This window comes from Actinomycetota bacterium (assembly GCA_018333515.1).
In the GTDB taxonomy this organism is placed as follows: Bacteria; Actinomycetota; Aquicultoria; order Aquicultorales; family Aquicultoraceae; genus Aquicultor.
Genome location: JAGXSZ010000022.1, coordinates 96,448 through 120,145, shown reverse-complemented (window position 1 = coordinate 120,145; position 23,698 = coordinate 96,448). Strand labels below are relative to the sequence as shown.

25 protein-coding genes are annotated in these 23,698 nt (G+C 55.1%); 23 read left to right on the top strand and 2 right to left on the bottom strand.

The features are described from left to right. Nucleotides 1–10 precede the first annotated feature (10 nt). From alaS to mltG, 3 genes are read left to right on the top strand one after another with little or no spacing between them, the layout of a single operon-like run. Nucleotides 11–2,641 carry an alanine--tRNA ligase gene (gene alaS, locus KGZ93_05260; GenBank protein ID MBS3909019.1) on the top strand — a complete coding sequence of 877 codons (2,631 nt, stop codon included), beginning with the start codon at nt 11–13 and terminating at the stop codon, nt 2,639–2,641. Beyond that, nucleotides 2,641–3,087 (top strand): Holliday junction resolvase RuvX, encoded by a 447-nt coding sequence (ruvX, locus tag KGZ93_05255; GenBank protein ID MBS3909018.1) that lies wholly within the window; start codon nt 2,641–2,643, stop codon nt 3,085–3,087. The genes alaS and ruvX overlap by 1 nt, the downstream gene beginning before the upstream one ends. Next, on the top strand, nt 3,030–4,130 hold the full coding sequence (gene mltG, locus KGZ93_05250) for an endolytic transglycosylase MltG (protein MBS3909017.1): 1,101 nt from the start codon (nt 3,030–3,032) through the stop codon (nt 4,128–4,130). Before ruvX ends, mltG begins: the two co-directional genes overlap by 58 nt. Nucleotides 4,131–4,137: 7 nt before the next feature. Here the strand turns inward: mltG and KGZ93_05245 are convergent, their stop codons facing one another. Beyond that, a complete protein-coding gene (locus KGZ93_05245) occupies nt 4,138–4,653 on the bottom strand; it encodes a flavin reductase family protein (GenBank protein ID MBS3909016.1) in 516 nt (171 codons plus the stop codon). A 367-nt stretch (nt 4,654–5,020) separates the two neighbouring features. Between KGZ93_05245 and KGZ93_05240 the strand changes: the two genes are divergently transcribed. The 7 genes from KGZ93_05240 (at nt 5,021) to yfcE (ending at nt 11,318) form a co-directional block, all read left to right on the top strand. After that, nucleotides 5,021–5,644 (top strand): DUF4013 domain-containing protein, encoded by a 624-nt coding sequence (locus KGZ93_05240; GenBank protein ID MBS3909015.1) that lies wholly within the window; start codon nt 5,021–5,023, stop codon nt 5,642–5,644. 517 nt (nt 5,645–6,161) lie between these two features. Then, a complete protein-coding gene (gene thiM, locus KGZ93_05235; GenBank protein MBS3909014.1) occupies nt 6,162–6,959 on the top strand; it encodes a hydroxyethylthiazole kinase in 798 nt (265 codons plus the stop codon). Nucleotides 6,960–7,023: 64 nt separating this feature from the next. Next, nucleotides 7,024–7,599, top strand: a complete 576-nt coding sequence (gene thiE, locus KGZ93_05230) for a thiamine phosphate synthase (protein ID MBS3909013.1) — start codon at nt 7,024–7,026, stop codon at nt 7,597–7,599. A gap of 7 nt (nt 7,600–7,606) precedes the next feature. After that, nucleotides 7,607–8,908 (top strand): phosphomethylpyrimidine synthase ThiC, encoded by a 1,302-nt coding sequence (thiC, locus tag KGZ93_05225; protein MBS3909012.1) that lies wholly within the window; start codon nt 7,607–7,609, stop codon nt 8,906–8,908. After that, nucleotides 8,908–9,906: a thiamine-phosphate kinase gene (thiL, locus tag KGZ93_05220; protein MBS3909011.1), complete on the top strand. Its 999-nt coding sequence runs from the start codon at nt 8,908–8,910 to the stop codon at nt 9,904–9,906. The genes thiC and thiL overlap by 1 nt, the downstream gene beginning before the upstream one ends. Before the next feature lie 10 nt (nt 9,907–9,916). After that, nucleotides 9,917–10,783 carry a bifunctional hydroxymethylpyrimidine kinase/phosphomethylpyrimidine kinase gene (gene thiD, locus KGZ93_05215; GenBank protein MBS3909010.1) on the top strand — a complete coding sequence of 289 codons (867 nt, stop codon included), beginning with the start codon at nt 9,917–9,919 and terminating at the stop codon, nt 10,781–10,783. After that, on the top strand, nt 10,764–11,318 hold the full coding sequence (gene yfcE / locus KGZ93_05210) for a phosphodiesterase (protein MBS3909009.1): 555 nt from the start codon (nt 10,764–10,766) through the stop codon (nt 11,316–11,318). Before thiD ends, yfcE begins: the two co-directional genes overlap by 20 nt. 49 nt (nt 11,319–11,367) lie before the next feature. Here the strand turns inward: yfcE and rpmB are convergent, their stop codons facing one another. Continuing rightward, nucleotides 11,368–11,559, bottom strand: a complete 192-nt coding sequence (gene rpmB, locus KGZ93_05205) for a 50S ribosomal protein L28 (GenBank protein MBS3909008.1) — start codon at nt 11,557–11,559, stop codon at nt 11,368–11,370. Between the two features lie 288 nt (nt 11,560–11,847). Between rpmB and KGZ93_05200 the strand changes: the two genes are divergently transcribed. The 13 genes from KGZ93_05200 to KGZ93_05140 all read left to right on the top strand — a co-directional run bounded on the left by KGZ93_05200 (nt 11,848) and on the right by KGZ93_05140 (nt 23,588). Next, entirely contained in the window at nt 11,848–12,054 is a 207-nt protein-coding gene (locus KGZ93_05200; protein ID MBS3909007.1) for a hypothetical protein, read from the top strand. Nucleotides 12,055–12,104: 50 nt separating this feature from the next. Beyond that, nucleotides 12,105–12,362 carry a DUF4160 domain-containing protein gene (locus KGZ93_05195; GenBank protein MBS3909006.1) on the top strand — a complete coding sequence of 86 codons (258 nt, stop codon included), beginning with the start codon at nt 12,105–12,107 and terminating at the stop codon, nt 12,360–12,362. 3 nt (nt 12,363–12,365) lie between these two features. Then, on the top strand, nt 12,366–12,617 hold the full coding sequence (locus tag KGZ93_05190; GenBank protein MBS3909005.1) for a DUF2442 domain-containing protein: 252 nt from the start codon (nt 12,366–12,368) through the stop codon (nt 12,615–12,617). Nucleotides 12,618–12,826: 209 nt separating this feature from the next. Continuing rightward, nucleotides 12,827–13,030 (top strand): DUF1858 domain-containing protein, encoded by a 204-nt coding sequence (locus KGZ93_05185; protein MBS3909004.1) that lies wholly within the window; start codon nt 12,827–12,829, stop codon nt 13,028–13,030. Further along, nucleotides 13,020–14,639: a DAK2 domain-containing protein gene (locus KGZ93_05180; protein MBS3909003.1), complete on the top strand. Its 1,620-nt coding sequence runs from the start codon at nt 13,020–13,022 to the stop codon at nt 14,637–14,639. Before KGZ93_05185 ends, KGZ93_05180 begins: the two co-directional genes overlap by 11 nt. A 98-nt stretch (nt 14,640–14,737) precedes the next feature. Next, the gene (locus tag KGZ93_05175; protein MBS3909002.1) at nt 14,738–15,577 is read left to right on the top strand and encodes a DegV family protein; all 840 of its coding nucleotides are present in this window, start codon (nt 14,738–14,740) and stop codon (nt 15,575–15,577) included. A gap of 69 nt (nt 15,578–15,646) precedes the next feature. Next, entirely contained in the window at nt 15,647–17,734 is a 2,088-nt protein-coding gene (gene recG, locus KGZ93_05170; protein ID MBS3909001.1) for an ATP-dependent DNA helicase RecG, read from the top strand. A gap of 115 nt (nt 17,735–17,849) precedes the next feature. After that, nucleotides 17,850–18,410 (top strand): 16S rRNA (guanine(966)-N(2))-methyltransferase RsmD, encoded by a 561-nt coding sequence (rsmD, locus tag KGZ93_05165; GenBank protein ID MBS3909000.1) that lies wholly within the window; start codon nt 17,850–17,852, stop codon nt 18,408–18,410. Next, complete coding sequence (gene coaD, locus KGZ93_05160) at nt 18,407–18,883, top strand: pantetheine-phosphate adenylyltransferase (protein MBS3908999.1); 477 nt, start codon at nt 18,407–18,409, stop codon at nt 18,881–18,883. Before rsmD ends, coaD begins: the two co-directional genes overlap by 4 nt. 22 nt (nt 18,884–18,905) lie before the next feature. After that, entirely contained in the window at nt 18,906–19,358 is a 453-nt protein-coding gene (locus KGZ93_05155; protein MBS3908998.1) for an ATPase, read from the top strand. A gap of 160 nt (nt 19,359–19,518) precedes the next feature. Further along, complete coding sequence (locus KGZ93_05150; GenBank protein MBS3908997.1) at nt 19,519–20,055, top strand: DUF177 domain-containing protein; 537 nt, start codon at nt 19,519–19,521, stop codon at nt 20,053–20,055. Nucleotides 20,056–20,227: 172 nt separating this feature from the next. Continuing rightward, a complete protein-coding gene (gene rpmF / locus KGZ93_05145; GenBank protein MBS3908996.1) occupies nt 20,228–20,407 on the top strand; it encodes a 50S ribosomal protein L32 in 180 nt (59 codons plus the stop codon). A gap of 445 nt (nt 20,408–20,852) precedes the next feature. Then, on the top strand, nt 20,853–23,588 hold the full coding sequence (locus KGZ93_05140) for an HAD-IC family P-type ATPase (protein ID MBS3908995.1): 2,736 nt from the start codon (nt 20,853–20,855) through the stop codon (nt 23,586–23,588). Nucleotides 23,589–23,698 lie beyond the last annotated feature (110 nt).

The window sequence follows — 23,698 nt, the reverse complement described above, 5'->3', positions numbered from 1 at the left end:
GACATAAATTATGAAGTCGGACGAAATAAGAAAGAAGTTTTTAGCCTTTTTCGAGAGTAAGGGACACAAGGTCTTGCCGAGTTCGTCGTTGGTCCCCGATGACCCCACCCTGCTGCTTACGGCGGCGGGGATGGTCCAGTTCAAACCGGTCTTTCTCGACGAGAAGAAGGTCGACTATACCCGGGCCGCGACGGTCCAGAAATGCCTGCGCACGACCGATATCGAAAACGTCGGTAAAACGGCGCGCCACCTGACCTTCTTTGAGATGCTCGGCAACTTCTCGTTCGGGGACTACTTCAAGAAGGAAGCCATAAGGTGGGGATGGGAATTTGTCACCGAGCAATTGAAGCTGCCGGTGGAGAACTTGTACGTCACAGTCTACCAGGACGACGACGAGGCTTTCATGATATGGCGCGACGAAATGGGCCTCGCCGAGGAGCGCATTTTCAGGATGGGCGATGAGGACAATTTCTGGTCGGCCGGGGCGACCGGCCCGTGCGGGCCTTGCTCGGAGATTATGTATGACCTCGGCCCGGATTGCGGGTGCGCGGACGGGTGCTGCAGTGTCGGTTGTGACTGCGACCGTTACCTGGAGATATGGAATCTTGTCTTCATGGAGTATAACCGGGATGGCGAGGGGAACCTCCATCCGCTTCCGAAGAAGAATATCGATACCGGAGCCGGGCTCGAACGCATCGCGCGAGTCCTCCAAAATACGAAGACCAATTTCGAGACCGATCTGCTCAAGGCGATTGTCGACAAGGTCGTCAAGCTGACCGGTGTCGCTTACGGGGCATCCCCGCAAACGGACATCTCTCTCAAGGTAATCGTCGACCATGGCAGGGCGTTGACCTTTATGGTAAACGACGGGGTGTTGCCCTCGAACGAGGGGCGCGGTTATGTCTTGCGAAGGCTTCTTAGAAGGGCAATCTTGCATGCGCGCTTGCTCGGATTAGAGGCTCCCTTTATCGAGCGGGTAGTCGATACGGTGGTGGAGACGATGAAGAACGCCTACCCCGAGCTGTCGGATAACGCCGCTTTCATACGCCGCATCGCCGGCCATGAAGAAGTGCGGTTTATGGAGACGCTGAAGCAGGGGCTAAACATGCTCGAACAAGCGATCGAGCCGGCGCAACGCTCAAACGCGGCGCTTAGCGGAGATTTTGTTTTCAGGCTTTACGACACTTTCGGTTTCCCGCTCGAGTTGACGGTAGAGATAGCGGAAGAGCATAACATATCGGTCGACAAGGAGACCTTTGTCCGGTTGATGAAAGAGCAGCGGGAGCGTGCCAGGGCGTCCTGGGCGGGAGAAAAAGAGGCGGTCGACCGCGAAGTCTACGAAGAGGTCAAAGAGGAATTCGGCAAGACCGAGTTTCTCGGGTACGAGGTCGACGAGGCGCGGGCTGTGATTAAAGCGATAATCAAGCGCAATGTGGTCGTCACCGAGGCGTCCGAAGGCGACGAAGTAGAGATAGTCCTTGACCGAACGCCGTTCTATGCCGAGAAGGGCGGCCAGGTCGGCGACGAAGGGTTTATAGACACCGGTACGGGCGAAGTGACCATCACCGATGCGCGGGAACCCGTAGAGGGCGTCGTTGTCCACGTCGGGAAAGTGACCAGGGGAAAGATAAGCATAGACGAGGCGGTCCGGCTCGAGGTCGGACTCGAACGGCGCCTATCGATAAAGAGAAACCATACCGCGACGCACTTGCTCCAGTGGGCTCTTCGCCTGGTGCTGGGGGAGCATGTCAAGCAAGCGGGCTCACTCGTCGAGCCGGAACGGCTCCGCTTCGACCTGACGCATTTCTCCGCGATCACCAGGGAGCAGCTTCGCAAAGTAGAAGAACTGGTGAACGCCAAGATTTTTGAGAACCACCCGGTGCGGGCGTTTGTCACATCGTACGACTTCGCGCGCGAGAGCGGCGCAACGGCGCTCTTCGACAAGGAATACGGCGATTTTGTCCGCTTGCTGGAGGTCGGTAATTTCAGCCGGGAACTTTGCGGCGGAACCCATGTCGGCAACACGAGCGAGATAGGTTTATTTAAGATAACGAGCGAGGGAAGCGTCGGCGCCAACACGCGCCGTATCGAGGCGGTAACCAACGGCGCCGCCCTACGTTACCTTCACAATGAGGAGAACGAACTCTATGAGGTCGCGAGCATCCTCAAGACCGACCCCGGCAACGTAGCGGAGAAGGTCGGCATGCTTGTCAAGACGATTAGAGAGCAAGCCCAGCAGTTGGAGTCGGCTAAGATGCGCTCGGCGGGAGAGCGGATAACTGAGATTATCTCGCGGGCCAGACTAATCGAGGCTACGAGGGTAATCGTCGAAAGGGTCGAGGCATCGGATATGGACAGCCTTCGCGTCTACGCCGACCTGGTGCGCGAAAAGGCCGGTTCGTCGGTGCTGCTTCTCGCTAGCGCCGTTGATGGTAAGGCGCTGCTGCTCGCGGCTGCGACGCCCGACAAGGTCAAAGGCGGCTTTAGCGCCGGCAATCTGATAAAGAAGATTGCGCCGCTGGTAGGCGGAGGGGGCGGCGGAAGGCCGGACCTCGCCCAGGCCGGCGGGAAAGACCCGGAGGGTATCGAGAAGGCGCTCGCGGAAGGCCTTAAGGAGATAGAGGGAATGTTGTCGAAATAATGCGCGTCTTGGGCGTAGATTTCGGGGAACGGCGAATCGGCCTGGCGATGTCCGACCCTACGGGGCGAACGGCGTTGCCGCTGGAGACTGTTGTAAGGGGGGCGGACGACGCCCACCTGGCGCACATTCGGGAGCTGTGCGAGAAGCACGGTGTCGACGAGGTAGTAATCGGTTTGCCGCTTTCCTTGAGGGGAGAGGTCGGACCGCAGGCCGAGGCGACCCTGGTCTTTGCGGGGAAGCTCAAAGAATTTGTGGGGGTGCCGGTTCGCACCTGGGACGAGCGGATGACGACACTTTCGGCGTCGCGGGCGTTGGCGGAAGCCGATGTCAGCCGTAAGAAAAGAAAAGAAGTAGTAGATAAGGTCGCGGCCACACTCATACTTCAAGCATATTTAGACTCAAAGGAAACGGGGGCTCAAAGAAACTGGGAACAGGAAAACACGTAGCTAAAGCAGGAATACTTAAGAAAATCATAGCGATAATATCGCTAGTACTCGTAATAGCGGTCGTCGCGTTGGCGGCGACGTATTCGTTGAGCGCGGGAAACAAGAGCGGGAAGGCGGCGCAAAAAGCCGTCACCGTCGAGATACGAGAGGGTATGACGGCGACCGCGATAGCCGACCTCCTTGAGGATAAGAAGGTCGTCAACAACGCGCTCGTCTTTAGGCTTTTAGTAAGGCAGCGGGGCGTCGGCGGCGATTTCAAACCCGGCGAATACGAGTTTAAGACGGGCATGGATAACGAGGTCGTAATAGGCCGGCTCATCAAAGGCCCGTCTATAAGGTACGTAAAGTTGACCATCCCCGAAGGATGGACCGCTGTTCAGATTGCGGATCGTGTAGCGGCGCGCACCAAATTAATGAAAGAAGAGTATCTCTCAGCCGTAAATGAGCGGCTCATCTTGGTGGAGTATGAGTTCCTGCGTGAGAGCGGGGCTCCGACGAGCAGCCTGGAGGGATATCTTTACCCCGATACCTTCAACATCAGGGAAGATATTACCGTGCAAGAGCTTGTCAATATCCAGCTGGGCCGGTTCGAAGAGATGACATCTAACCTCAACTGGGATAATGCGCAGACATACGGCAGAACGCGATACGAGATTCTGGTCATCGCGTCGATGATAGAGCGCGAGACGAGGGTCGACGATGAGCGGGGGTTGGTAGCTTCTGTAATTTATAACCGCATAACAAAGGGGATGCCTCTCCAAATCGATGCTACGGTCCAGTATGCGCTGCCGGTTTGGAAAGACCGGTTGACTCTGGATGATTTAAAGATAGACTCACCCTATAACACCTACCAAAACAAAGGTTTGCCGCCCGGCCCTATCTGCAACCCGAGCGTCGCGTCGATTGAAGCGGCTCTCAATCCCACCGGCGACCCATACCTGTATTATGTTCTCGCGCCGGACAACTCGGGTAGGCATGTCTTTACAAAGACCTACGACGAGTTTTTGAACGCGAAGAATCAGTATAAAGCAAGCCAGGAATAATCGGCCGTCAGGAGCGAGTATCGAAGCCCAACTCCTCGCCGAGGGCGAAATACCGCCCATGAAAGAGGTAGAGCGGGGTTCCGGGGTTGAGGTCGTGATAGGCCGTGACCCGCGCGACATACAGGCTGTGCAACCCGATATCGGTCGCGCTCTCGATTTTGCATTCGAGGGCGGTCACTGCGTCTTTTACCAGCGGGCAAGAAGTGGTTTCGCCCGTGATGGTCTCGATAGCGAACTCTTCGAACTTGTCTAGCTTGTACCCGCTGCTCCGGCCAACATTCTTGGCCAACTCCATCAAACTTGCGGGGATGATATTTAGAGCCAATTCACGGCTGGCGCCGGCGAGTTTGCCGGTCTGGGAGTGATTGCTGAGTGAGACGCTAACGAGCGGCGGCTTAAACGAGATGCCCGCGACCATGTTCGCGGTCATGATGCCGCGCTCACCCTCGTGCGCTGCTGTAACGAGAAAGACCGGGCTCCCGATGGCGCCCATCGCTTTTCGGCCGGAAAAAATTTGGGTCATAACACGCTCCATTTCGATCAATCTCCCTATCCCCATTATCCCTTGAAATTAAGACGACTTGGAGAGGAATCGCTTAAATAATATATAAGATGTAATATTTGACCCGCTCCAGGCAGGAATATCGTAAGCAATCGCTAATTCATTCTCAAGAGGGCATGTTAATATGATAGTGCGATGATTTAGCGATATCTTGATGAGATATCGTCGTTTTTGGCGGCATGGCGTGTAATTATCCATAATTTAGGGCATATAGGGGGGTGTCGCGCAATAAGAAGGCTTGCTCTAAGTACCGGCGCTACCTATTTAAAGCAGGCACCGAAGCACGATTCAAGCGAAAGGCGCGACCCTGACGAGAAAGGAGTATTTCATGAATTATTCGCAGGCATTTTCTTACGTCTTGCAAGACCCGAACTGGCTGAAGAAAGTCCTCATCGGAGGCTTATTGACACTCTTTTCGTTTCTGCTTATTCCTATTGTCCCGCTAATGGGATACTATGTGCGAGTTCTGCAAAACGTGGCCGGAGGCGTCGACCCGGTTTTGCCGGAGTGGGATGACTGGAATGGTTTCTTTACGACCGGCATCAAGGCTTTGATAGTGGCGCTGGCCTATGGGCTGGTCATAGGCATCATCGTAGGAATCATCCAGAGCGTAAGTTCGGCGCTGGGCAGCATTTTTAACATTCTCTATTACTTCGTGATCCCGGTCGTATTCATGCGGTTTTCCAGAAACGAGGAGATTGGCGACGCGTTCAAGTTCAACCAAATGATAGAGCTCGCCAAAGCAAACCCGAGTGACTATGTCGTCTCGGTCTTGCTCGCGTTCGCGGCATCCCTTCTAGCGATGGTTGGCCTGATAGGCCTGTTGATAGGTGCGGCGTTTACGCTCTTCTATGCGTTGCTGGTAAACGCGGGTATCTTCGGGCAATATCTGCGTCTCTATGGCGGGGACGCTCCGTCCGAGAACGTGTCGACGACGTCACCGCGGGCATAGTTGGGCGTCCCGCATGGGGAAGAGTATTGCGGCAGCCGCCGGCGGGAGTCGAGCCGTCCAACGTTGCCGTCCCGTGTGCGAAAGTATTGCTCGTCGACGCGCTTTTGGTTATGATATCTGTTAAATAATTGCATAATGTGAGGCGGGAGCTGCTTATCGGCGGCTGAGAGGTGAAGAGAGACTTCACGACCGTTAGAACCTGAAAAACGGCCGAAAAGTTGAGGCGGGGTCGTTTCTGGATAATGCCGGCGAAGGGATAGCATGATAGGCTTGAAGCCGTACCCCTGTTGGTGCGGCTTCTATTTTATTGTGTTTTCAACAATACGAGCACCGGAACACGTTAATCCTTATGTTTGTCATTCTGAGCCGTAGCGATAGCGGAGGCGAAGAATCTCAGACTATGGCATAATGCAACAGTTGAGATTCTTCGCTTCGCTCAGAATGACAAAGAAATTAAGGTGACGCGGTACTAGTTTTTAACAATAGGAGGAAGATGATGGAGACATTCGTAAAAGAAATCGCGGACGACTTGGTCAAAATAAGGGAGCGGAAGCCGCTGGTCCACCATATCACGAATTTCGTCGTGATGAACGAGACGGCGAACATGACGCTGTGCCTCGGCGCTTTGCCGGTGATGGCGCACGCGCGCGAGGAGGTCGAGGAGATGGTCGGGTTCGCGGGGGCGCTTCTGCTCAATATCGGCACGCTCGTCCCGGAGCTGATCGAGTCTATGATAATAGCCGGAAAGAAAGCTAATGCGCTCGGCGTGCCGGTCGTTCTCGACCCGGTCGGAGCCGGGGCGACGACACTCAGGACCGAGGCTGTGAAGTCATTACTGAAAGATGTGAAGATGGCGGTCATTAGGGGCAATAGCGCCGAAATCGGCATTTTGGCCGGCGCCGGCGGTGAGATAAAGGGCGTCGAGGCCATTGGAAAGAATGAGCATATCGTCGATGCGGCGCGGTCTCTAGCCAAGAGCGAAGGCTGTGTCGTAAGCGTTACGGGCGCGGAGGACACCATCACCGACGGCGAAAGAATAGCATTTGTGCGAAACGGCGACGCCATGATGGCGACGATTACCGGCACCGGCTGTATGTCGACGACGATTACCGCCGGCTTCGCGGCCGTTCAAAACGACTATTTCACGGCGGCGACAGGGGCATTGGCGGTCTTCGGCATCGCGGGGGAAAGGGCGGCGGCCTCTACCCAGGGAAAACCGGGCAGCTTCCACGCCGCTCTCTACGACGCGGTATATGCGCTCGATTCGGACGCGATTATAAGGGAGGCGAACCTCCGGATTGAGCTTCCCGTTTAGCCTCAAAGAGCGGGTAGGCCTATACGTGGTTACCGCCGACTATCGAGAGCGAACCCATATCGGGATGGCGAAGGCGGCGGTGGCCGGCGGCGCCCGCATAATACAGTACCGTGAGAAGAAGGCCTCGAGTCGCGTGATGCTGGAGGCGGCGACTAGGTTGCGCGCCGTAACGGCGGCTTCGGGAGCGCTCCTTATCATCAACGACCGGGTCGATATAGCTCTCGCGGTCAATGCCGACGGGGTCCATCTCGGCCAAGACGACATGCCCTGCCGGGCCGCGCGCAAGTTGATGGGCGATGGATATATAATAGGCGTATCGGCGACGAACTTTAGCGAAGCCGTCGAGGCCGCCCACGACGGCGCCGACTATATCGGGCTCGGCCCCATATATCCCACGATGAGCAAGGATGATGCAGCCCCGGCTATGGGTATAGAAGGACTGGTGAAGGTTGTGGCGGCTGTGAGCGTGCCGGTAGTTGCTATTGGAGGGCTTACCGCTGATAATATTGGAGGAGTATTAGAGGCTGGCGCCGACGGAATAGCGATGATTTCGGCGATAGCGGGCGCCGCCGATATGGAGAACGAGACCGCGCTCCTGAACGATATGATAGGGCGATATAAGAAAAAACATGTGATTTGAGGTTTGTATGGCGACGATTATAGATGATTTGAAAGCGGGGCGAGTTTCTGATGCGGCGGCGGCGGTCGCAAAAGAGGAAGGCGTGGCTCAAGAGCTGTTGGTGGAGAGGCTTCTTAAGGGCACCGTGGTGATACCGCTAAATGTCAATCGGCGAAACGCCAAGGTCGTCGCCGTCGGCGACGGCCTTCGCACCAAGGTAAACGCCAATATCGGCACATCCGAAGAGTACCCGCACTTAGACGAAGAGCTTGAGAAGCTGTCGGCGGCGATAAACGCGGGCGCCGACGCGGTCATGGATTTGAGCACGGGCGGGCCGCTCGTCGAGATACGCAGGGCCATCATCGAGAGGTGCCCTCTTCCAGTCGGGACGGTCCCCATCTATCAGGCGGCGGTTCTGGCGAAGGAAAGGCGCGGCACGATTGTCGATATGACCGCCGAAGATATCTTCGAGGTCATAGAAGAACAAGCCCGCGAAGGCGTCGACTTTATGACGGTCCACTCGGGAATAACCTGGAAGAGTCTCGATGCTTTGGAGCGGCAAGGAAGAGTCACCGATATCGTAAGTCGCGGCGGCGCGTTGACGGTCGGCTGGATGATTCACAACCAGAAGGAAAACCCCTTATACGAGATGTACGACCGGCTTCTCGAAATCGCCCGCGAACATGACGTGACCCTCAGCCTCGGGGACGGGCTGAGGCCCGGTTGCCTCGCGGACGCGTCGGACAGGGCGCAAATCCAAGAGCTGCTGGTCCTAGGTGAGCTGGTCGACCGCGCACGGGCTGTAAATGTGCAGGTGATGGTCGAAGGGCCGGGACACATGCCTTTCGACCAGATTGCCGCCAACATGAGGCTTGAAAAAGAGATTTGTAAAGGGGCGCCGTTCTACGTGCTCGGGCCGCTCGTCACCGATGTCGCTCCGGGTTACGACCACATAACGGCGGCTATCGGCGGGACGATGGCGGCCGTCTCGGGGGCCGATTTCTTATGCTATGTCACACCGAGAGAGCATCTCGGTTTACCCACCACGCAAGATGTCCACGAGGGCGTAATCGCGTCGCGCATCGCCGCGCACGCCGCCGACATTGTCAAAGGCGTTAAAGGCGCGGCGGATTGGGATTTGTCGATGGCCAAAGCGCGCAAAGCGCTCGATTGGAACGAGCAAATCAGGCTCGCCATCGACCCCGGCAAAGCGGCGCGGGCCCACGGAGAGCGCAAAGCGGCCGACATCGAAGGCTGCACCATGTGCGGTGATTTTTGCGCGATGAAGATCGTTGCGGAACACCTCGGGACGCGAAGCGAGTCTTGTTGATGAAAGTAGAGGATATCGGTGAGTTCGCGCTCATCGAGCGTATCGCGCGGATAGTCGAGCAGGCGGACGAGCGGGTCATTTTGACCATTGGCGACGACACGGCCGTGGTCAAGAAGACCGAACTCGATTACGCGCTTTTGACCACCGACCTTATGGTCGAAGACGTCCATTTCATCTTGAAGTCGATAACTCCCCATCAGTTGGGATATAAATCGATCGCGGTAAATATCAGCGATATCGCCGCGATGGGAGGGCTTCCGTGTTACGCGGTCGTATCCCTAGCGTTGCCTCCCGAAACCGAGGTGGCCTACGTCGAGAACCTCTATCGCGGCATGGCCGAAATATCGCAGGCCAACGGCGTCCGTATCGTCGGCGGCGATGTAACCAGGTCGGAGAAGTTGATTATAAACGTCGCCTTGATGGGTGAGGTCGAAGAGGAGAATTTGAGCCGTAGGAGCGACGCGGAGGTCGGCGACATAATAATGGTCACCGGAGAGCTTGGCGCCTCGGCCGCGGGCTTGCGCCTGGTTCTCCATCCGGATATCGAGCCGAAGGTCAAGAACGCCGCCGCGCTAAAAAAGGCGCATTTTCAGCCCGAGCCGCAGGTAAAGGCGGGACGGATTCTCTCCTCGCTCGGGGTCAACGCGATGGAGGACATCAGCGACGGGCTGGCGAGCGAGGTCGCGCATATCTGCGAGGCCGGCGGAGTGGGGGCGCGCATCCGCCTGGATAAGGTTCCGATAGCGGCGGGCGTCGACAGCGTGGCGGCGCTCACCGGTGAGCGCGCCATCGATTTGGCGTTGGGCGGAGGCGAGGACTACGGCCTGGTCTTCACATTATCACCGCAACTTCAAGGGGCGGCGGAAAGCGCGTTTGCCGAAGCCTGCCTAAAGGTGACGGTGGTGGGCGAGGTCGTAGAGAGTGCGCACGGTATAACCGTTATAGATTGGGCCGGCAGTGAAAGCCCGATGAAGCAATCAGGGTACACCCACTTCTAGGATGGTCACGATGGAGATAAAGAAGGTTTTAGCTATCGGGGGCTCCGACCCGAGCGGAGGCGCCGGCATTCAAGCCGACATGCTTGCGCTGACGGAGTGCGCGACCTATCCGTATACGGCGATAACCGCCGTTACCGCCCAAAACAGCACCGGCGTGGTCGCTTTCGAAGTGCTCTGCTCGAGAATCGTCCGCTCTCAAGTAGACGCCATATTCGCGGATACGAGTATCGACGGGATAAAGACCGGGATGCTCGGCAGCTCCGAGAACATCATGGAGGCCGCGCGAATAATCAGCGAGAACCCCGGTGTAAAATCGGTCATCGACCCCGTCATCCGTGCGACCGACGGCAGGCTTTTGACCTCGGAGGCCGCGACGGCGGTATTCAAAAAAAGACTTCTGCCGAAAGCGTTTATGGTGACCCCCAACATAGATGAGGCGGCGCTACTCGCAGGCGTATCCATCAAGAACGAAGCCGACCTTAAGAAGGCGGCTGCGATAATAAAAGATACCGGGGTCGGATGGGTTCTCATCAAAGGCGGGCATCTCTCGGGACCGGTCTCGGGCGACCTGCTATATAATGGAACGGACGAATACTATTACGAGGCGTTAAGGGTAGAGAAGGGCAATGTCCGAGGTACCGGCTGCATGACCGCTTCGGCGATATGCGCGTATCTGGCGCACGGGCTGGAGGCATATGACGCTGTGGACAGGGCTAAAGCCTATGTGCTAAAAAAGATCAAGGGCGCGGCGTTACTGGGCAAAGGGAGCCTTCAGGCTGTGCCTTTGCCCATATCGGAAGCGTCGAAGCGCGACATGGAAGCGGCGAGGGACGATTCGGTTAGAAGGAGTGACGACCTTGAAGATAGGGCTGATTAGCGACACGCACGGCTACATCGACGCATGGGAAAAGGCCGAAATGGTCTTCGACGGCGCCGACCTCGTGATACATATGGGCGATATCCTGGGGAGCGGGCCCTTCAACCCGCGCTACGAAGAATACAATCCGATGAAGCTCGCGCATGCGTTGAACAGCGCGCCATATCCAATGGTCTTCGCGCGGGGCAATTGCGACGCGCAAGTCGACACCAACGCTCTCGACTACCCGATACAGGCGCCTTATGCTCTAGTCTATGTCGGCGGCCTTTCACTGATGGCCACGCACGGCCACACGCACCGCGAAGCCGACCTGCTCGAACTTGGCGGTAAATACAATCTGGATATCGTTGCGCTCGGCCATACGCATGTGATTCGCCTGGAGAAGCGAGGCGGTTTGCTAATCGTAAATCCCGGGAGCGCGGCGCTTCCCAAAGGGGACGAGGATTTTCCAACGGTAGGACTGTTCGAGGACGGGTTGGTTAAAATCGTTTCGCTGACAGATGGTTCGGAAGTCAGGTCGCTCGCTATCGGATAAAACAAAAAAACCCGGCCTTCTTTAAGACCGGGACGGCATTTTTAGCCCGCTAAACCGCGCGAACCACCTTATTGGCTTTCACGCACTTGGTGCAGACATAGACGTTCTTTGGCGAACCATCGATGACTGCGCGCACCTTTTGGACGTTAGCGTTAAACCGGCGCTTTGTAACGCGGTGCGAATGGCTTATGTTATTACCGCTCATGGGCCCCTTACCGCATATCACACATTTCCTGGCCATGTCTATCTCCTCTTCAGAATAGATTAAACAAAAACCAATATTATCATTTATTCCCGGTAATGGCAATATCAGTGTTGTCCAATACAAGATGAGCCTGAAATGGACCTTTCGTTCTAATACAAGATGAGCCTGAAAAGACTTTGAGGGCGATTGAAACAAAAGCGGTGTAGGGTTCATGCTGGATAATTGTGCGTATCAATATGGATAACCTATACCACCGCAATTATAGCGATATAGAAGCCTTTCTAGAAGCATGCAAAGGGGTGCGGTTTACACCTGAGGGCGCGCATGAAGGACACCAAAGAAGCACTGGAAGCGCTGCCGACAGAATACGTCCGCTTCATCGAGATTCGCTTCAGAGACCGCCTTAGCGGACGTCATGCTGCAAAGATCATGGAAGACGAGAAGATCGCGAAGATTACGCATCCACATCGGTATGAGAACGATGTGTTAGCGGCGTACATATCGGCGCTTGGGTATGTGGTGGTGAGATAAAGGGCTCTGCGGAGATACCCTCAAGCTCGGTAATTATGCTAAAATAGGCTATGCCGGAAATAAGTCGATTTCTTGGAATCATAATTTACATGTATTACAGAGAACACTCTCCGGCACATTTTCATGCTGAGTATGGCGGCTATACGGTTATCGTAGAAATTGAATCCGGTGTTGTCCAGGGAAAGTTTCCAAGAAGGGCGCTTAGCGCAGTTCTCGAATGGTACACTGTGCATAAAGATGAATTAATGAACAACTGGGAGTTAGCTCTAATAAGGAAACCTTTGAATAAAATCGAGCCTTTGGAGTAAGAAATGGTGCCGTGGGTAATCAAGGCAAAATATATTAAAGACCATAGAGTGTGGCTTGCTTTTAACGATGGCGCTGAAGGTGAAGTTGATCTCTCAACAGAACTAGAAGGCGAGATTTTTGAACCGTTAAGGGACGTCTCTTTTTTCAAAAATTTTAAGATTATCGGCCACACGCTAGCTTGGAAAAACGGCGCCGATTTCGCGCCGGAATTCTTGCGAGAAAAAATAATCCAAACAAAACAAGAAACCGCCTAACAAACAAGTCCAACAGGTGGTAAAAGCAGCCTCCGCTGATTTAACAATAAAATCCGGTGTCACCACTTAACTAAATGAGCGGAAGGTCAAAGTGCGACGCATGCGCAGGAGTTCGGTAAACAGGGAGAGAAATTATGTTATAATCTGCAGATAATATTAGCCTAAGCCGTGACGCGGCGAGTGGAAGGCTTTCTTCACTGGGAGGAGATATGCGGTTTTCAAAAGACATGCTCATCGAAGATGCGCTGACGGCTCACCCCAAAGCAATGGATATATTTTTAAAATACGACATGGTCTGCGTCGGTTGCTTGGCGTCATCTGTGGAGAGCCTCGAAAACGGCGCTAATATGCACAATGTAAGCATCGAAGACCTTGTCGCGGAACTCAATGGATTGGTCGTAGATGAAGGCTAGCCTGCGAGACCAATTACCGGAAACCATCACAAAAAGCGATATCGCCACTCTCGTAAACGCTTCGTTAGCGGCCCTCATCAGATACCAGGATGAAATAAACCGCCTCAATGTCTTCCCGGTTCCCGATGGGGATACGGGCACGAACATGGTGCTCACCATGAAAACCGTCCGGGATGAAACCGTAAAAGCCGGCGACGCGTCCATCGCGGAGCTGGCTAAAGTGATAACCCATGGGTCGTTAATGGGCGCGCGCGGAAATTCGGGAGTAATCCTCTCCCAGATAATACGGGGCATCTGCGAGAGCTTGGCCGAGCATGAAGAACTCGACGCGGACGCCATAATCGAAGCGCTCGACAGCGGCGCAACGGCGGCATACGAGGCCGTAAAAAAACCGGTCGAGGGCACGATGTTGACGGTCGTAAGGGATATGGCGAACGCGGGCATGCGTCTTGTCGGCAAGAATCTTCACCCGGCCGACCTGTTTTCGTACATTATCGAAGAGGGCAAGCGGTCGGTCGAGCGCACACCCGAGTTGCTGCCCATACTTAAAGAATCGGGTGTTGTCGATGCCGGCGGCTATGGACTTCTCATCATGGCCAAGGGAATCCTGTCCGCTCAGAAAGGCGTCAAACTCGAGAACGGTATCGTCGACGACAACGACCGGCTTACGATAGTAGACGAGAGCATCGAGTTCGCGTATTGCACCGAATTCATTTTAAAGAGCGAGGGCATCGATTTAGACGAGGTTGAAATCGAGATGGAGAAGTACGGAGACTCGGTGCTGGTAGTCGGCACGCCGGAGTTGACGAAGATACACGTTCACACCAACGACCCCGGAGCGGTCGTGCAAGTCGCGACCGGGCTCGGGACGATATCCGAGGTTCAGATAAACAACATCATCGAACAGTCGAAGTTGCGTACCGAATCTTTGAAAGAAGAGGACGCTCTCCACCGGGAGCGGGGGATAGGTATCATCGCGGTCGCCGGCGGCGAAGGCGTCAAAGAGATACTGTCTAACCTCGGCGTTCATGCGATTGTCGATGGTGGGCAAAGCATGAATCCGAGCACGGCCGACCTTGTCGCCGCGGTAAATAAACTGCGACGCGACGAAGTCATAATTCTTCCCAACAACAAAAACATTATCATGGCGGCCCAACAGGTCGACGGATTGACCGATAAAACGGTCGGCGTCGTCGCAACGACCTCGGTACCCGAGGCGTTCGGGGTTATGTTGGCCTTTGACGAAGATGCTTCGCTGGAGCAAAACATCGAAGCGATGACCATCGAATGCGACCAGGTAAAGACGGGTGAGGTCACATACGCCATGCGAGACACGAAGAACGGAGAGGTCAAGAAAGGGGAGACCATAGGGCTTTACGCCGGCGAGATCAAGGCCTCCGGCGGCGACGTGCTTGCGACGACGATGAAGCTCCTCGAGACGATGGTGGACGATGAGAGCGAAGTGGTGACGATTTTGGCGGGCGACACGATAGACGCCGACCAAATAGACGAACTTTCGGCGATGTTCGAGGAGCGGTTTCCCGATATCGAGCTGGATATGCACTACGGCGGCCAGCCCGTATACTATTTTCTAATCGGTATAGAATAGGCCCGCAACGGCGGCGTAGAATAAGTAGACCGGCTAAAATCTTACCAAGTAGGGATATTCTTATTAATGTAGGCATAAGTTGAAGTGCGAGGTTGTCGATGGCTAAGATTGCGATTGTTACGGATAGCACTGCCGATATGGCGCTCACTTACTATGACGAAAATGATGTGACGATGGTCCCGCTTATGGTCCGTTTCGGGGAAGAGGCCTACAAGGATTGGATAGAGATGCCGCCCGAGAAATTCTACCCGATGTTGCGTTCGTCGGACATACTCCCCAAGACCTCTCAGCCGACGGTTCAGGAGTTTATTGAGGCGTACTCGAAGTACGAGTCGTACGACCACATCTTCTCGATTCACCTATCCGGGCATCTTAGCGGAACGATTCAATCGGCGGACATAGCACGCCAAAACGTCAACGTTCCGGTGACGGTCGTAGACAGCAAGCTGGCGAGCGTAGGCACGGCTTTTATAGTAAACGAAGCCATAAAGGCGCGTAACGCGGGCCAAAACGTGGCCGAGATGACCGCTTTGATAGACGCGCTCGTCAGGGATACGCGGTTGCTGTTCTGTGTCGACACCCTTAAATATCTGGAGTTGGGCGGGCGAATCGGCAAAGCGCAGGCGTTGGCGGGCTCCATTCTTAACATCAAACCGATACTCACACTCGAGGACGGCATGGTCGTGCCGTTTAAAAAGGTCAAAGGACGCAAGAAGATATTTAAGGAAATAGTCGAGCTTCTTAGCGCCCAGAGCGCCGAGCGCCTCACTATCGGGATCATCCACGCGGATACTCCCGAGGCCGCGCGCGAACTCGAGGAGCACATAAAGGACGCGGGAATAGCATACGACCTAGTCCTAGCGACGCAGATCGGCAGCGTAATAGGGACTTACGTCGGACCCGGCGCCTTCGGCATAATGTACCACCCTCACGGCTAAGGCCCGCGCATAAGCCAGGGCCGTGCGACTTCCGCACTCCGTTTAACCAGACTAAAGGATTGTCTAATAATGAGCCGGAATCCGTCGCTGGATTTGCCCGTTATAAATGTGAAATTCGTCGGTTCCGCGATTGCCCAGAGCCTCAAGAAGCTGGGCATTGAGACCGTCGGCGACCTCCTGTTCCATTTCCCCCACAAATACCTCGACCTCTCGAAGATGAAGAAGATAAACGAGGTCCGCGGCGGCGAGCATGTCACGATTGTCGGAGAGGTGCGCGAGGTCGGCAAGAAGCGCGTCAGGACCGGGCTGCGCATAGTCGAAGTGGCGCTTTTCGACGGGACGGGCTACATAAAGGGCGTTTGGTTCAACCAAGACTATGTCGCGACCCGTCTTAAAGAAGGGATGCAAGTCTCTTTTAGCGGGAAGGTGAATTATAAGTTCAACCGGTATCAGATGGATAACCCCATGTATGATATTGTCGGCGAGGCCGCCGGCGAGCCGATTCACTCGGGGCGCATCGTGCCGGTACACCCGGCGACAAAAAACGTCACCCCCAATATTATGAGGCGGATACTCAAAAACGCGCTCGATGAATACGGGGATATCGCCGAGACCTTGCCGCAAGCGCTTATCGCAAAGAAAGGTTTGCCGCCTCGGGCCGAAGCTTTGCGCGAAATACACTTCCCGACCGAACGCGAACTCCTTCTTCAGGCTCGGCACCGCCTTATCTTCGAGGAACTCTTCCTGATGCAGGCGGGGCTGGCGGCGCGCAAGAGACGAATCGAAAGCGACTTAAAGGGCGTCGCACACAAACGCGACGGCGTGCTTACGGACGGGCTTTTGCGAAGCCTGCCGTTCGAGCTTACCGGTGACCAGACGAGCGCGATTGGTGAGATTCAGGATGACATGGAGCGCAACAGCCCGATGAATCGGCTGCTCCAGGGCGAGGTCGGTTCAGGCAAGACCATCGTCGCCCTATTTGCCCTGCTGGCGGCGATTCAGGGCGGCTATCAGGCGACGATGATGGCGCCGACCGAGGTCTTAGCCGTCCAGCATTACGGGAAGATAAAGGATATAGTCGATAAGCTTGGCGTAAGTACCGCGCTGCTTATCGGGTCGATGTCGCAGAAAGAGCGAGAAGTGCTGCGCGAGGGCGTCAAGGCGGGCGATATAGACCTAATAATCGGCACGCACGCGATAATCCAGAACGATGTCGACTTCAAGATGCTGGGGCTCGCCGTCATCGACGAGCAGCACCGGTTCGGCGTGCAGCAGCGGATGTACCTCAAAGAAAAGGGCTACCACCCCGACATCCTGATAATGAGCGCGACCCCGATACCGAGGACGCTCTCGCTCACTCTCTACGGGGATTTGGACGTCACCATCATCAAGGAACTCCCGGGGGGCCGGGAGCCGGGCGCGCACGTCGACACCTTGCTCTGCCGCGCCGACAAGCGCGAGCAGGCCTATGAAAAGGTGCGGCGCGAGGTAGCCGACGGGCACCAGGCATATATCGTCTGCCCGCTTATCGAGGAATCGGATAAGATAGAGGTAAGGGCGGTGATGCGGGAGGCGGAGCGCCTGCAAACGGAGGTCTTTCCCGATTTGAGGGTCGGCCTGATTCACGGCCGGTTGAAGTCGGGCGAGAAGCAAGAGGTAATGGCGCAATTTGCTCGGGGCGAATTGGATATCTTGATATCGACGACCGTCATCGAGGTCGGCATAGATGTCGCGAACGCGACGGTCATGCTGATTGAGGACGCCGAACGTTTCGGGCTCGCGCAGCTCCACCAGTTAAGGGGGCGCATCGGCAGGAGCGGTCTCAAATCTTATTGCATCCTCTTCGGCGAGCCGACGACCGATGAGGGCAAACAGCGGATAAACGCCATCCGAACAATCAAGGACGGATTTAAACTGGCCGAGGCCGACCTGCGGATTCGCGGCGAAGGGCAGCTCTTCGGCACGCGGCAATCGGGTTTGCCGGACTTGCGGATAGCGAAGCTCACGCGCGATTATGAGATACTGACGGATGCCCGGCGCGAGGCGTTTTCAATCGTCGAAAGCGACCCGGCGCTCGCGAAGCCCGAGAACCGGATGTTGCGGGAAGAGATAAGGACTCGCTTCGCGCACAACCTGGACTGGCTGTTCCAGGCTTAGAGGTGTGCCGAGTGCGCAAACTCGTAGCTCAGCTCTTTAGGCCGACAAGCCAGATCGAGAATAAAGGCGAAAGCCCTTAAAATAACAACGATAATGATAAGCGGTGAGCAAGATAATGCGGGTGATTTCGGGAAGCGCGAAAGGAATAAGGCTTCTAGCTCCCAAGGGGTTGGATATTCGCCCGACCGCGGACCGGGTCAAGGAATCGCTTTTCAATATAATCGGCGACGCCGCGCGCGACACCGTCGTTCTCGACCTCTTTGCGGGAACCGGAGCGCTCGGCATAGAATCGCTCAGTCGCGGTGCGAAATTCGCCTACTTCGTCGATATAAGCCGGATTTCGACAGAGCTAATCAAAAGAAATTTGGATCTCACAAAATTAGCGGCTAGGGCGAGCGTGCTGACGCAAGATGCCGAGAGAGTTCTAGATCGACTCGGCAAGCAAGGGGTCAGATTTGATTTGATTTTTCTTGACCCTCCTTATAGAATTAGCGTATCCTTTTTAGATGCAATCCTAAGTAAGCTTGCATCGGATTTACTATGTGACGATGGCTTGCTTGTCTTGGAGCATTCGGCAAAAAGCAATCCCCGCGAACCGGCGGGACTGAGAATCGGCTCGACCAGGACTTATGGGGATACGGCCATCACGTTTTATTATATGAAAGGCGACAGATGACGATTGCTGTTGTGCCGGGGAGTTTCGATCCCATAACGGCAGGCCACATCGATATCATCAAGCGTGCAAAAGATTTATACGAGCGCGTGATCGTAGGGGTAGTCATAAATCCAGGCAAAAAACCTCTCTTTAGCCTCGAAGAAAGAGTGGAAATGGTCAAGGATGCGGTATCCTGGGACCCGACCATAGCCGTAGATTCTTTTACGGGCCTACTGGTCGATTTTGTCAAGTTGCACAATGCCAAGGTGATTGTGAGGGGATTGAGAGCCGTCTCGGATTTCGAACACGAATTCCAGATGGCTCAATTAAATAGAAGGTTGAACTCGGAAATCGAGACGGTCTTTATGATGGCGAGCCCCGAGTACGCCTATCTCAGCTCGAGCATCATCAAAGAGATTGCGATGTACGATGGCAGCGTAAAAGGACTTGTCTCGCCCAATGTCGAAGAATCATTACGCAGAGCGCTGGCATAAGCCACGGGAGGTAGCAGAATAGATGGATATATTGGGCCTTATTGATCGGCTTGAGGATGTAATAGCCAACGGGCGTAAGGTTCCTTTATCGGGGTCGGTCGTCCTTCAAGAGCAGAGGATGTACGAGATAATCGACGAACTTCGCGCCGCCCTTCCCGAGGAACTCAAAACCGCGCGTTGGATTGTGAAAGAACGGCAAGAAATGATCGATGAGGCCGACAAAGAAGCCGAACGGGTCATAGACGAAGCCAGGATGCGAGCCGAAGAGATGCTAAAAGAGAAAGAAATCGTAAGGCTGGCGGAGCGGAGGGCGAACGACATTATCGAAGCGGCGCAGGCAAGGGAGCGCGAGATAAGGCTCGGTGCCGAAGATTACGCCGATGAGATGTTGGCGAACCTCGAAGTAAACCTAGGCAAATTACTGACGGCGGTTCAACGGGGACGCGACCGGCTACAAGGCCGGTTGGAGCGATAACCCGCGAAGTATAATTAATACGATTATTTTGTGCTCCTAAAAGGAAGTTCTTGTGCTTAACACAGGGGCTTTTTCTATGAATCGATCCGTTAGGGATTGAAGATATCGATTATGGTCATAATAAGATTGTAGACCTCGGATTGGAGAGGCCGTGATTGCTGTGAACAGAGTGATTATCGATGCTAAAGAGATCCTTGGTGATGTGGGCTTGGAGCAGAGCTATAGGTTCGAACAGGATTTCAATCCCATAGTCTCCGAGACCACAAAATACACCTTTAGCAAACCGGTTCTTTTCGACATCAAGCTCGAAAACACCGGGCGCGGGGTGCGCGTAACGGGCAAGGTATCGACCGAGATGATTCTCGAATGCAGCCGCTGTCTGGGCGAGTTCGGGTTTCCGGTCGAGTGGCGCGCGGACGAGGTCTTCGCGACGGAAAAGCTGCCCGATGAAGAGACGTATGTTATGGATGATACCCGCGTCGACCTCGGGCCGGCGGCGGAAGAAGCGTTTGTCCTTGCCGTTCCGATGAAGCCGCTCTGCGACGACGCCTGCGCCGGCATATGCCCGGTCTGCGGCGAGCGCATCGATGAGAAACACGAGGCGCACGACGAAGAGAAGGTCGACGCGCGGATGGGGGTCTTGCGACAGCTGCTAAAAGGCCGAGAGGACGAGGGTGTGGGAAAAGCCGAGGGCTAGCCGGCGAACCACTATGGACATGGGGAGCCTTCGCGTGTAAAATAATAATGTTGTCCGCACGGCGAGGCCGGTTTAATGCGGATTATTATGAAGCTAAACGCGCAGAGCGCGAGGACGATTTTATTTAAGCCGCCGCGCGTATATTTATTTTGTTAAGGGAGGTGCGTGACAAATGGCTGTACCTAAGAGAAGGACTTCGAAAGCGAGAAGAGACTCGAGACGCGCGACATGGCGTGCGATTTCAGGCCCTTCGCTGGTAGAGTGCCCGCAGTGCCACGACGTAAAGTTGACCCACCGCGTCTGCAAAACCTGCGGATACTATAATCGCACACAGGTCTTGGAAGTAGAGTAATAGCCGACATGGAGCCAACACGGATTGACGGCAACTACGGCTTAGGATAGTTGTGGTCGCTCTCCGAGAATTGTTGTCCCATTGCGGGTCCCAAGCAAAAGCGAAGGCCGAAATGAGAATCGTCGGCCTCGCGGTTTTTTTATGTTCTGCCGGCATCGAAGCCGAAGTTTCCGCCCGGTCAGAATGGACACGGCATCTCTATCCCTCCTATTAATCGAGCGTTTTCAAATAATCTATAAGGTCGTCGAGGTCTCGCTCGGACATCTGCCGGCGCGGCATATTGTCGCTTAAGCGCTCGCCGTCCGGCTCAAGACCACGCGTAATCGCTCTTTTAGAATTAGGGCATCGCTTCTTTGGGTATGAAAATTAAAATGCAGAGTTTCTCCTTACGCATCGCCGCTATGACTTAGCGCGGCGATTTTTGGGTGTCGACAATCGGAGGGCTATGGCCACACGAAAAGAAGAGTCGGGTCGCGATGAGCGCGCGCAAGCGTGGTATATAAAGCCCATCGATGACATCTTCGAACAATTTAGAACCGGCGTCGACGGCTTGTCGCAAGCCGAGGCCAAAGCGAGACTCGATAGATACGGGCTGAATAAGCTTGTGGAAGACGAGAGGGTGCCGGTGTGGCGGACCGTTCTCCACCAGTTCAAAAATCCGCTCATATACATACTTCTCATCGCCGCGACTATAACCATCCTTCTGCGGGACTATATCGACGCCGGTGTGATTTTAACCGTTGTCATACTCAATGCCGTCATCGGGTTTGTCCAAGAGTACAAGGCCGAGGAGTCCGTTCGCTCGCTGAAAAAACTATTGGCGCTCAAAGCGTTCGTCGTCAGAGACGGCTTTGAACAGGACATCGATGCCGAATTCATCGTCCCCGGCGACATCGTCACGCTCCAGTCGGGGCGGAAGGTACCGGCCGATATCCGTCTTTACCATGTAAAAGAGTTTCAGATAGACGAGTCGGCGTTTACGGGGGAGTCCGTTCCGGTGTCGAAGACCGCGGAGGCCATACCGAGAGAAAACCTCCAGGCTTTCGAACAAACCAACATAGTCTTTATGGGGAGCATAGTAACGGCCGGGCGCGCGGCCGGCGTAGTCGTGGCGACCGGGCGCGCGACACAGCTCGGGCAAATCTCAGAGGATGTCAGGGCGGTCGGAGCCATAAAAACTCCGCTCCAAGGAAGGATTGACGCGCTTAGCAAGTTTATTATCATCATCGTCGCGGGATCCGGCATCGCCGGTCTCGGTATCGGCCTGGCGCAGGGTGAAGACATCGTCCAGCTATTGCTGACCATGATCGCTATGGCGGTCGCCATTGTGCCCGAGGGACTGCCGGTGGCTTTGACGATAGCGCTTGCGGTGGCGGTAAATCGGATGGCCCGCCAAAAAGCTATTATCCGATACTTGCCTGCTATTGAAACGATAGGCAGCAGCACGGTCATCGGGTCGGACAAGACCGGGACGCTCACGCGCAACGAGATGTCGGTTCAGAAGATATGGGCCGGCGGCGGCGGGTATTCTGTCGAGGGAACCGGCTACGAGCCAATCGGACTTGTCACGAAGAATGACGCGGAACCGAAAGAGGCGGTCGATTTGCGCGAAGACGAAATCCTCGAGTGGACACTCCGCATCGGACTGCTGGCGGGCGAATCGGAACTCATAAAAAAGGAAGACCGGTGGGTCGCCCATGGTGACCCGACCGAGGTGTCGCTTATGGTCGCCGCGTTTAGGGCGGGCATGGATGAGGAGCGCGAAAAACACGAATGCCCGCAGCTCGATATGGTGCCGTTCGAATCGGAGCTTCAGTACATGGCGACTTTGAATAAAGTGAGAGACAAGGTCTTCATTCTCGTAAAAGGCGCGCCCGAAAAGCTCCTCTCGCTCTCCAAGACGGTTGCCGGTGTTGAAGGCGGCGCGCCAATCGATAAGAAGGATATTCTAGTAAAAGCCGATGAATTTGCCGATCGGGGTTTGCGCGTGTTGGGCATGGCCCTTAAAGAGGTGCCGCCCGCGACAACTGAAGTAATCCACAAAGATGTTTTCGACCTCACCTTTATCGGCCTGCAAGGCATGATGGACCCGCCGCGGCCTCAAGCCGTCGAAGCGATTAAATCGGCGGAGCAAGCGGGGATTCGGGTTATCATGATAACCGGTGACAATGCGCGAACAGCGCTCTCGATAGGCGGGATGATGGGAATCGCCGGAGAGACCGATGTGGCGGTAACCGGTCGTGAATTGGACGATATGAGCGAAGACCAACTCCGGGATATCGTGAAAACGGTCCCGGTTTTCGCGCGCGTATCGCCCCACCATAAACTGCGAATCGTAAACGCCCTGAAGGCGAATGGCGAAATCGTCGCGGTCACCGGCGACGGTGTAAACGATGCCGCCGCGTTAAAAGCGGCGCATATAGGCGCCGCGATGGGTATCACCGGGACCGATGTCGCGAAAGAAGCGAGCGACATGGTCATCGTCGACGATAATTTCGCGAGTATTTACCGGGCGCTTATAGAAGGCCGGGTCGCGTTCGACAATATACGAAAAGTCACCTTCTTCCTTCTTACGACCGGCGCCGGCATTCTCATCGCGATACTTGCGGCAATTGTGACGGGATACCCTTTGATGTTTTTGCCGGCGCAAATCTTATGGATGAACCTTGTCACCAACGGCCTCCAAGACGTTGCGCTAGCGTTCGACCCGAAAGAGCCGGGCGTTGAAGAGAGACCGCCGCGAGACCCAAGGGAGGGGGTTCTCAACCGGACGCTCTTGCTGCGCCTCGCTCTTCTCGGCGTAGTCGTTGGTCTTTCGAGTTATGCGGTCTTTGTCTCGACTTTGAACGAGGGCGCGTCGCTCGAGCATGCGCGCACGATGGCTCTTACGACCATCGTCTTCGCGCAATTCTTCCATGTAGTCAACTCGCGTTCGGAGAGGCTCTCCGCTTTTAAGCAAAACTTAGCCGACAACAAGTTTCTTCTCTTTAGCATGCTCGCGGCGCTCGTTGCGCAATTATCTCTTCTATATGTCCCGACAATGCGGTTGCTCTTCCGAACGACCGCTCTCTCTTTCGAAGAACTCGCGATAGCCGTCGTGGTCGGCTCAACGGTTCTAGCCGCGAGCGAACTCGACAAGTGGCGAGTGCGCCATAGCGAGCGGCGTGTCGCATCCCCCTAAAATGTTTATTATCAAAAACCGCTGTTGCGCGCTATTGCTTCCGTGTCGTAAAATCTTGTAATCTTATTATCTAGTAACTGCTTGCTACAACACGCCGTATGGGTTATCGA

What these genes read in the sequence shown, in the direction of transcription:
- KGZ93_05190 (MBS3909005.1), top strand. Translation starts at nt 12,366, where the DNA reads ATGGTGCCGTGGGTAATCAAGGCAAAATATATTAAAGACCATAGAGTG.
- recG (MBS3909001.1), top strand. Translation starts at nt 15,647, where the DNA reads ATGAGCCGGAATCCGTCGCTGGATTTGCCCGTTATAAATGTGAAATTC.
- KGZ93_05195 (MBS3909006.1), top strand. Translation starts at nt 12,105, where the DNA reads ATGCCGGAAATAAGTCGATTTCTTGGAATCATAATTTACATGTATTAC.
- KGZ93_05245 (MBS3909016.1), bottom strand. Translation starts at nt 4,653, where the DNA reads ATGACCCAAATTTTTTCCGGCCGAAAAGCGATGGGCGCCATCGGGAGC.
- KGZ93_05200 (MBS3909007.1), top strand. Translation starts at nt 11,848, where the DNA reads ATGAAGGACACCAAAGAAGCACTGGAAGCGCTGCCGACAGAATACGTC.
- thiL (MBS3909011.1), top strand. Translation starts at nt 8,908, where the DNA reads ATGAAAGTAGAGGATATCGGTGAGTTCGCGCTCATCGAGCGTATCGCG.
- thiC (MBS3909012.1), top strand. Translation starts at nt 7,607, where the DNA reads ATGGCGACGATTATAGATGATTTGAAAGCGGGGCGAGTTTCTGATGCG.
- KGZ93_05175 (MBS3909002.1), top strand. Translation starts at nt 14,738, where the DNA reads ATGGCTAAGATTGCGATTGTTACGGATAGCACTGCCGATATGGCGCTC.
- KGZ93_05155 (MBS3908998.1), top strand. Translation starts at nt 18,906, where the DNA reads ATGGATATATTGGGCCTTATTGATCGGCTTGAGGATGTAATAGCCAAC.
- KGZ93_05240 (MBS3909015.1), top strand. Translation starts at nt 5,021, where the DNA reads ATGAATTATTCGCAGGCATTTTCTTACGTCTTGCAAGACCCGAACTGG.
- alaS (MBS3909019.1), top strand. Translation starts at nt 11, where the DNA reads ATGAAGTCGGACGAAATAAGAAAGAAGTTTTTAGCCTTTTTCGAGAGT.
- KGZ93_05185 (MBS3909004.1), top strand. Translation starts at nt 12,827, where the DNA reads ATGCGGTTTTCAAAAGACATGCTCATCGAAGATGCGCTGACGGCTCAC.
- thiD (MBS3909010.1), top strand. Translation starts at nt 9,917, where the DNA reads ATGGAGATAAAGAAGGTTTTAGCTATCGGGGGCTCCGACCCGAGCGGA.
- coaD (MBS3908999.1), top strand. Translation starts at nt 18,407, where the DNA reads ATGACGATTGCTGTTGTGCCGGGGAGTTTCGATCCCATAACGGCAGGC.
- rpmB (MBS3909008.1), bottom strand. Translation starts at nt 11,559, where the DNA reads ATGGCCAGGAAATGTGTGATATGCGGTAAGGGGCCCATGAGCGGTAAT.
- KGZ93_05140 (MBS3908995.1), top strand. Translation starts at nt 20,853, where the DNA reads ATGGCCACACGAAAAGAAGAGTCGGGTCGCGATGAGCGCGCGCAAGCG.
- rsmD (MBS3909000.1), top strand. Translation starts at nt 17,850, where the DNA reads ATGCGGGTGATTTCGGGAAGCGCGAAAGGAATAAGGCTTCTAGCTCCC.
- rpmF (MBS3908996.1), top strand. Translation starts at nt 20,228, where the DNA reads ATGGCTGTACCTAAGAGAAGGACTTCGAAAGCGAGAAGAGACTCGAGA.
- thiE (MBS3909013.1), top strand. Translation starts at nt 7,024, where the DNA reads ATGGCGAAGGCGGCGGTGGCCGGCGGCGCCCGCATAATACAGTACCGT.
- ruvX (MBS3909018.1), top strand. Translation starts at nt 2,641, where the DNA reads ATGCGCGTCTTGGGCGTAGATTTCGGGGAACGGCGAATCGGCCTGGCG.
- KGZ93_05180 (MBS3909003.1), top strand. Translation starts at nt 13,020, where the DNA reads ATGAAGGCTAGCCTGCGAGACCAATTACCGGAAACCATCACAAAAAGC.